The organism is Roseibium sp. (genome assembly GCF_025698965.1).
GTDB lineage: Bacteria > Pseudomonadota > Alphaproteobacteria > Rhizobiales > Stappiaceae > Roseibium.
This window is the reverse complement of sequence record NZ_JAILWL010000347.1, coordinates 1-7,020: the sequence shown is the minus strand read 5'-3', so window position 1 is coordinate 7,020 and position 7,020 is coordinate 1. Positions and strand designations below refer to the sequence as shown.

General features: G+C 57.1%; 8 protein-coding genes. 5 read left to right on the top strand and 3 right to left on the bottom strand.

Going from position 1 to position 7,020, the window contains the following annotated elements; translation table 11 throughout:
* Positions 1 to 641 (bottom strand): NAD(P)-dependent oxidoreductase (locus tag K5905_RS23310; protein WP_367187013.1); only part of this gene is annotated, 641 nt, incomplete at its 3' end.
* The gene (locus K5905_RS23305; RefSeq protein WP_297588385.1) at positions 626 to 904 is read right to left on the bottom strand and encodes an NAD(P)-binding domain-containing protein; all 279 of its coding nucleotides are present in this window, start codon (positions 902 to 904) and stop codon (positions 626 to 628) included. The genes K5905_RS23305 and K5905_RS23310, both read right to left, overlap by 16 nt.
* A gap of 94 nt (positions 905 to 998) precedes the next feature.
* Here K5905_RS23305 and K5905_RS23300 point away from each other — a divergent pair, with 94 nt between their 5' ends.
* The 5 genes from K5905_RS23300 to K5905_RS23280 all read left to right on the top strand — a co-directional run bounded on the left by K5905_RS23300 (position 999) and on the right by K5905_RS23280 (position 6,173).
* A complete protein-coding gene (locus K5905_RS23300) occupies positions 999 to 1,844 on the top strand; it encodes a LysR family transcriptional regulator (protein ID WP_297588382.1) in 846 nt (281 codons plus the stop codon).
* A gap of 144 nt (positions 1,845 to 1,988) precedes the next feature.
* On the top strand, positions 1,989 to 3,536 hold the full coding sequence (locus tag K5905_RS23295) for a trimethylamine methyltransferase family protein (RefSeq protein WP_297588379.1): 1,548 nt from the start codon (positions 1,989 to 1,991) through the stop codon (positions 3,534 to 3,536).
* Positions 3,537 to 3,591: 55 nt separating this feature from the next.
* A complete protein-coding gene (locus tag K5905_RS23290; protein ID WP_297588377.1) occupies positions 3,592 to 4,695 on the top strand; it encodes a mandelate racemase/muconate lactonizing enzyme family protein in 1,104 nt (367 codons plus the stop codon).
* 15 nt (positions 4,696 to 4,710) lie between these two features.
* The gene (locus K5905_RS23285; RefSeq protein ID WP_297588376.1) at positions 4,711 to 5,442 is read left to right on the top strand and encodes an SDR family NAD(P)-dependent oxidoreductase; all 732 of its coding nucleotides are present in this window, start codon (positions 4,711 to 4,713) and stop codon (positions 5,440 to 5,442) included.
* Positions 5,439 to 6,173, top strand: coding sequence for an SDR family NAD(P)-dependent oxidoreductase (locus K5905_RS23280; protein WP_297588374.1), 735 nt, complete (start codon positions 5,439 to 5,441; stop codon positions 6,171 to 6,173). Before K5905_RS23285 ends, K5905_RS23280 begins: the two co-directional genes overlap by 4 nt.
* A gap of 5 nt (positions 6,174 to 6,178) precedes the next feature.
* Here K5905_RS23280 and K5905_RS23275 read toward each other — a convergent pair.
* The coding region (locus tag K5905_RS23275) for an FAD-binding oxidoreductase (RefSeq protein ID WP_297588372.1) at positions 6,179 to 7,020 on the bottom strand (842 nt) is incomplete at its 5' end.

Here is a 7,020-nt window from a genome sequence, read left to right as displayed (position 1 = left end):
TCCCAGGGGGCGGTCCAGTTGCCGTCCACACGAAGGTCGGTTCCCGCAGCCTCTTCAACGAGCTTGCAAACGGTCATCTCGCCCGCGTCGCTACCGTATTTTTCACCGGCTTCCAGAAACCGGCTGTGGCAGGCGTCCGTCAGTTCCGAGCGCGTTCCGGTGTCATCCATGAGTTCCTTGATCAGTTTGAGGTCTTTCAAACAGAGCTTGAGAGGGAAAGACGGATCGTAATGGCCCGCAAATATGGAAGGCACGTCATGCTGCATCACGAAACTGTCTGCGGCCCCGCCTTTCATGACATCCCACCAGACATCCGGTTCGATGCCTGCCTTCTTGGCGCAGACCATGGCTTCGCCGATCGCGGCTGCGTGAATTTTCCAAAGCTGGTTGTTGACGAGTTTTGCCACATAGCCATTCCCATATCGGCCGACCTTGCGGACTTCGCCCATGGCTTCGATAACCGGTCGCGCTTCCTCGACATGCGCGTCCTCACCACCGACAAACATCGGCATGTCGCCGCGAATGGCCGCATCGACCGATCCTGTCACCGGCGCATCGATCGGTTTTCCGCCTCTCGCCAAGAAATCCGTTATGAGATTTCGCATGAATTTCGGCGATGAAGTTGTCAGATCAATCCAGATCTTACCGGCACAATCCCCCTTGAGGATACCTTCCTCACCAAGAAGGATCGCCTCCAGATTGGGGGGCCGAAAACCATGGAAACAACACAGTCAACCTTGTCGACCATCTCTTTCGGAGAAGCAGACCAGCATGCTCCCATTGCCAGATGATCGCGTGCGGCCTCGCGGCGCAGATCGTGCACATGGGTCTCAAATCCAGCGCGTATGATGTTTTTGGCGGCATTCCCACCCATGGTCCCGAGACCAATGAAACCGACTTTCATGTTTTGCCCTTGCGTTTTTGAGAACGCTAGAGCGACGAGCGCCATCGGTAAAACAATATTGCCAAAAGAGCATTATTGGTATTTTCAATAGTGCATGGCTGATATTGATACCAGACTTCTGCGGTCCTTTCTGTCTGTGGCCTCGCAGGGTAACTTTTCCAGAGCTGCGGACTCCATGGCTTGCTCGCAGGCAACGATGTCTCAGCGCATCCGGGTGCTTGAAGACCAGCTTGGTTCTGCCCTGTTCGAGCGGACCTACCATCAGGTCAAACTCACGGCGGCTGGCCAGGATCTTCTACCGCATGCACAGGCGCTGATAGATCGTCACGACGTATTGCTCGACCACATTCAGCAAGGAACCGTTTCCGGCAGTGTCCGGCTTGGAATTGCCGAGGACTACGCCTTGCCGATGCTTCCAGCGCTGTTGCGTCAGCTGCGGTACCAGTTTCCCGGAATTGAACTCAGCATCGTCAGCGCAATCAGCACCAGCCTCCAGCACCAGATAGATGCCCGTAGTCTTGATCTTGCGATCGTGACACTGCCTGAACCGGTCAGCACGGCAACCACACTTTCCGAACCGGCCTTGTGTTGGGTGGCCGTACCGGATTTCAACAAGTCGGGAAAAAGCCCCTGGCCGCTGGCCTTTTACCCGGACCCATGTGTCTTCCGTAATGCGGCAATCAGTACCTTGAACACACATGACGTGCTGTATCGGGAAGCGCTGGTCAGCACCAGTGGCCAAATCATCAGATGTGCGGTTGCAGCTGGAATGGCGATTACCGTTATGGCGGAAGGGACGATCCCGGAGGGAATGACGAAATTGCCTGCCAGCTGGTCTCTTCCGGATCTCCCCAGCGGTCGCATTCAGCTCATCGAGCGGAGTGAGGGGTTGAGCAAAGCAGCCCAGCAAGTCAGGAAACTGGTTATCAGGGCGTACTGAACTTCCTCCGCAATCGTCCGATCTGAGCGCAGTGTCCGATGCCGTCGTGTCGGAAAATGCGGACGGCGTTCGGATTTGTGCAGGCGGCGTCTTATTTCCAGCGGCACACTTGATCTCCAAGTTGACCATCAACCGGAGAAACAAATGAGTGTCGCAACGCGCACCCGCAGCGGGGGAAGGGCAGGCCGACGAGCCATTCGCACCGCGCCAGATCACGCAATGCTCCCCGGGCTTACTCGGAACTTGCCTCTTTGCGAACCGCTGGATCAGGACCAGATCGAAAAGCTCGACAATGCCTCAATGTCAATTCTGGAAGAGGTCGGCATCGTCTTTCGCGACACGATCGCGCTTGACGACTGGAAAAAGGCCGGTGCGAAGGTCGACGGGGAGCGCGTTTATCTGGACCGCGAACATGTCCGTGAACTGATCTCGACAATCCCTTCAAGTTTCACTTATCACGCGCGCAATCCGCAAAGGAACGTTCCGCTCGGTGGCAACCGGACCATCTTCGTTCCAATGACCGGGGCTCCCTTTCTCAGGGATCTTGAGGACGTGCGTCGCAACCCGACGCTCGACGATCTGGCGATGTTCCACAAGCTGAGCCATATGCTGCCGGCTCTTCATTCCAGCGCGCACCACATTGTCGAACCCTACGATCATCCGATCAGTCACCGGCACCTGCGCATCACCTATTCCTCCATGAAACATTCGGACAAGACGTTCATGGGCATGACGACCAGCCCGAAAAACGCCGAAGATGTAATGGACATGTGTGCGATCCTCTTTGGCGAGGACTATCTGGAAACTCACCCGGTCACCACCGGTAACTGCAATGGCAACTCGCCGCTTGTCTGGGACGAGACGATGCTGGGGGCGATGCGGGCCTTTTGCAAAAGAAACCAGCCGGTTCTGTGCTCTCCTTTCGTTCTTGGCGGTGCGAACACACCGGCGTCCGTTGTTCCGGCCGTCGCCCAGTTGAACGCGGAGGCGCTGAGTGCGCTTGCCTATACGCAGGTCATCCGGAAGGGCGCCCCTGCGATTTACGGTCATTACCTGTCGACCGTTTCGATGAAATCAGGTGCCCCCATGGCCGGTACGCCGGAAATCAGCCTGATGAATTTCCTGATCGGGCAACTGGCTCGTCACTACGATGTGCCATGGCGCACGTCGGGGTCGCTTGGAGGGGCAAAAACCTTCGACGCCCAGGCCGGATACGAAAGCGCCACCACTCTCAATGCCGTCATTCACGCAGGTGCCAACTACATCTGGCATGCGGCCGGTTGGAACGAAGCGGGGATGCACTGTTCCGTCGCAAAATTCATTGTCGATGCCGAGCAATGCGCAATGGTCTACCGCATGGCTGAGGGGCCTCGTTGGGATGACTTCGACGAAGCGCTTGCTGCCGTCGGCGATGTCGGGCCGGGTGGGCACTATCTCGGTCATCCGCACACGCAGGAGAATTTCCAGCGCGCCTTTTTCATGCCGGACATGTTCGACAACAACTCGATCGAACAGTGGAAGGCGGAAGGCGGGGTCGAAATCACCGAACGTGCACTGATGCAGGCCAAAAAGCTTCTTTCCGAGTACGAAGAGCCGAAACTGGACGAGGCCAGAAACGAAGAGCTTCTCGACTATATCGCCCGCCGGGAACGGGAAATCCCGGCTGAAGACGCCCTGAACCAGGACTATTGAGCCAAATCGGGTTCAGTCCTCACCCAGTTACCATTCTTGCCACGACGGGACACATATGAAAATAAAGTCGATCGAGATCTTCCGGCACGATCTTCCGGTAAAAAACGGGCCTTACAAAATGGCCAATGCGGAAGTGTGGTCGCTTCAGACGACGCTGGTGAAGGTAACTGCGGACAATGGTCTGACCGGTTGGGGCGAGACCTGTCCGGTCGGACCGACCTACGCGGAGGCACATGCTCTTGGCGCTCAGGCTGCACTTCGAGAGATCGCCCCCCATCTGATCGGTGAAGACATTGAACCTCTAATGGTCAACAGGGCGATGCATGCTCGTCTGAATGGTCATTCTTATGCAAAAGCGGCCATAGACATCGCAGTGTACGACCTTCTCGGGAAGCGGTTCGATGTGCCTGTATCGGTTCTTCTGGGGGGAGGAAGAGTAGAAGAAGTGCCGTCTTATTTCGCGACGGGTGTAGGCGTACCGGACGACATTGCCCGAATTGCCGCGGAAAAATGTTCTGAAGGGTACAAACGTCTCCAGATCAAGATGGGCGGAAGACCGGTTGCCATCGATATCGAGACCATTCGAAAGGTCTGGGAAAAGATCGCCGGTAAGGGCGTGAAACTTGCGGTCGACGGCAATCGCGGCTGGACAACGCGCGACGCCCTGCGGGTCAGCCGCGAGTGTCCAGACATTCCGTTTGTTATGGAACAACCCTGCAACCGTCTGGAAGACCTGCAGAAGATACGACCTCAAATCCAGCATGCCATCTACATGGACGAAAACGGCGTCGATCTTGCGACGGTCATCCGCGCAGCCGGTTGCGGATTGGTTGACGGTTTCGGCATGAAAGTCACCCGGGTCGGAGGGCTGCAGCAGATGGCGGCGTTCCGGGATATTTGCGAAGCCACCAATCTTCCGCACACATGCGACGACGCCTGGGGTGGCGACATCATCACCGCCGCCTGCACCCATGTGGCGGCCACAGTGAAGCCGGATCTCCTGGAAGGTGTCTGGCTGGCCGAACCCATGATCGAGCATGGCTATACATCCGGCGGCGGCATCCGCATCCGGAACGGTTCCATCAGGGTTCCGGAAAGACCCGGATTGGGTGTGGAGCCGGACGAAAGCTTGTTCGGTTCGCCCATCGCCGAATTTTGATCTGGAGCGGAAAGAATGCGTTTTGCAGGAAAAAGAGCGCTTGTAACCGGCGCGGCCGGGGGAATCGGCCGGGTGATCACTCAGATGTTGCGGGCGGAAGGTGCCAGCGTGGTAGCCGCCGATCGGAATTGCGACGGCCTGGAGGCTGAATTCTGTCTCCCCGGAAATTTGCTGGACACAGCTTATGCGGACAGTTTGCCCGTCATCGCATCAGAAAAACTGGGCGGGCTCGACATCATCGTCAACAATGCCGGTGTCATCACACGCGGGGCCGTTACGGAAACGTCTGATGAAGACTGGACCCTGTCTATGGGGGTGAATGTCGAGGCGCCGTTCCGTATTTGTCGGGCGGGCATACCTCTGATGGCTGTGAGCGGGGGTGGGGCAATCGTCAACCTGGCATCCTGCTGGGGCGTTCATCCAGGTCCGAACCATGCTCTTTATTGCACCACCAAGGCAGCCATTGCATCACTGACGCAGTGCATGGGACGCGACCACGCCCATCAGGGCGTCCGCATCAATGCAGTTTGCCCGAACGAAGTTGACACGCCGATGCTGCGCTCCGGATTTGCAAAACGGGGCTTTGATCCGCAGACAGCCATTACGGATCTGGGTAGGACGGTACCTTTGGGTCGGGTCGCAAATCCGGAAGACATTGCCGATATTGTTCTTTTCCTGGCCTCTGATGCGGCGCGTTACATGTGCGGTGCACTGGTCGAAGTCAATGGCGGGAAATCGGTATCATGACGCGTTTTGAAGGCAAGGTCGCGCTCGTCACAGGTGGTCGAAGCGGTATCGGCCGGGCGATTGCGCATCGGCTGAGGAATGAGGGTGCCAGGGTTTTCACCGCTCAACGTGGAATGGATCGTGACTTTGAACATTTCCAGGCGGATTTTGCAGATCCGGAAGCGCCTGGGCAGGTTGTCGACATGGTGATCGGACGCGCTGGGCGGTTGGACATTCTGGTCAACAATGCCGGGATCATGCAGGAAGCTTCGGTTGAGAGCATGGACCTTGACGACTGGCAACGCTCCTTGAGTATCAATCTTACGGCCCCGTTTTTGATGACCAAATACGCATTACCGTATTTGCGAGCCAGCCGCGGCAGCATCGTGAATGTCGGCTCGATTGAAGGACTGGGCACAAATCCGCTGCATGCTGCCTATTCGGCATCGAAAGCCGGACTTCATGGATTGACACGTGCCGTTGCCGTCGATCATGGAGCCGAGGGTGTGCGCTGCAACGCCGTCGCCCCGGGTTGGATCGACACTGACCTCAATCTGGATTTTATCGAGAACATGCCGGATCCGGGAGCCTTTCGACAGAATGTCGGCTCGCTTCATCCGGTCGGCCGGACCGGAAAGCCAGAGGAAGTGGCTGCGCTGGTCGCATTCCTGGCTGCTGAAGAAAGCGGGTTCATCACGGGACAGGTCTATGTGGTGGATGGTGGACGGATGACGCGATTGAGCCTACCTTAGGTCAATCACTCTTTTGCCGCACGCCATTCCTTCCAGCGGAGAACCAGGTTGGCGCCGATCTCGCGAAACGGTTGCGGCGGCAGACGTCTCGGGCGCGCTTCCGCACCAAAATGCCGGGTGATTTCACTCCCAATGCCACATGCAAGTTCAGCTGCTCCAATTCCGGTCAATGTGCCGCGCGCGGTGCCGAGACCATTTTGAACGCAGCCAGAGAACACGCCGTCTTCAAGTTCCCGCATGACTGCGACCGAATTCAAACTGAGACAGAGATGGCCTGCCCATCGGTGTTCCATCTGAAGTCCGGCAAGTTGCGGGAAGCGCTGATCGAATTTTCGTTGCATGACACTGGCTGCGCGCTCAAGGCACTTCGCATCGGGGCGCATGTCGGGTTTTAGCACTGCGCAGGTTCGAGTGATGATCCGGTTACCTCCCTGGCCGCTATCAATCCGGCGCATGGTCGTGCCCATCGGATCGGAAGGTGTTACGCCCCAGCGCGGCATTCCTCCAAGTCGTGCAAGTGCGTCCTTGTCGAGTTCGGGTGTCATGACGGCATAAAGAAACAATTGCATCAGCCGATTTTGCTCGAAGCCGAAACTCTCCAGATGTCCATTGACCGTAAGAATGATCTTTCCGGTCGCGACGGTTCCTTGCGGTGTTTCGATCTTCCAGGCTTTGCCGTCCCGCTCAAAACGATGAACCGGACTGTTTTCAAATACCCGCACGCCCGAATTACGAAGACCCTTTGCCAAACCTCGAATGTATCCCGCCGGCTGCAACATCACAGTGCCGGGCGTATAAAGGCCCGCCAGATAGTGGCTACTGCCGGTCAATTCCAGCATCTGCTTTT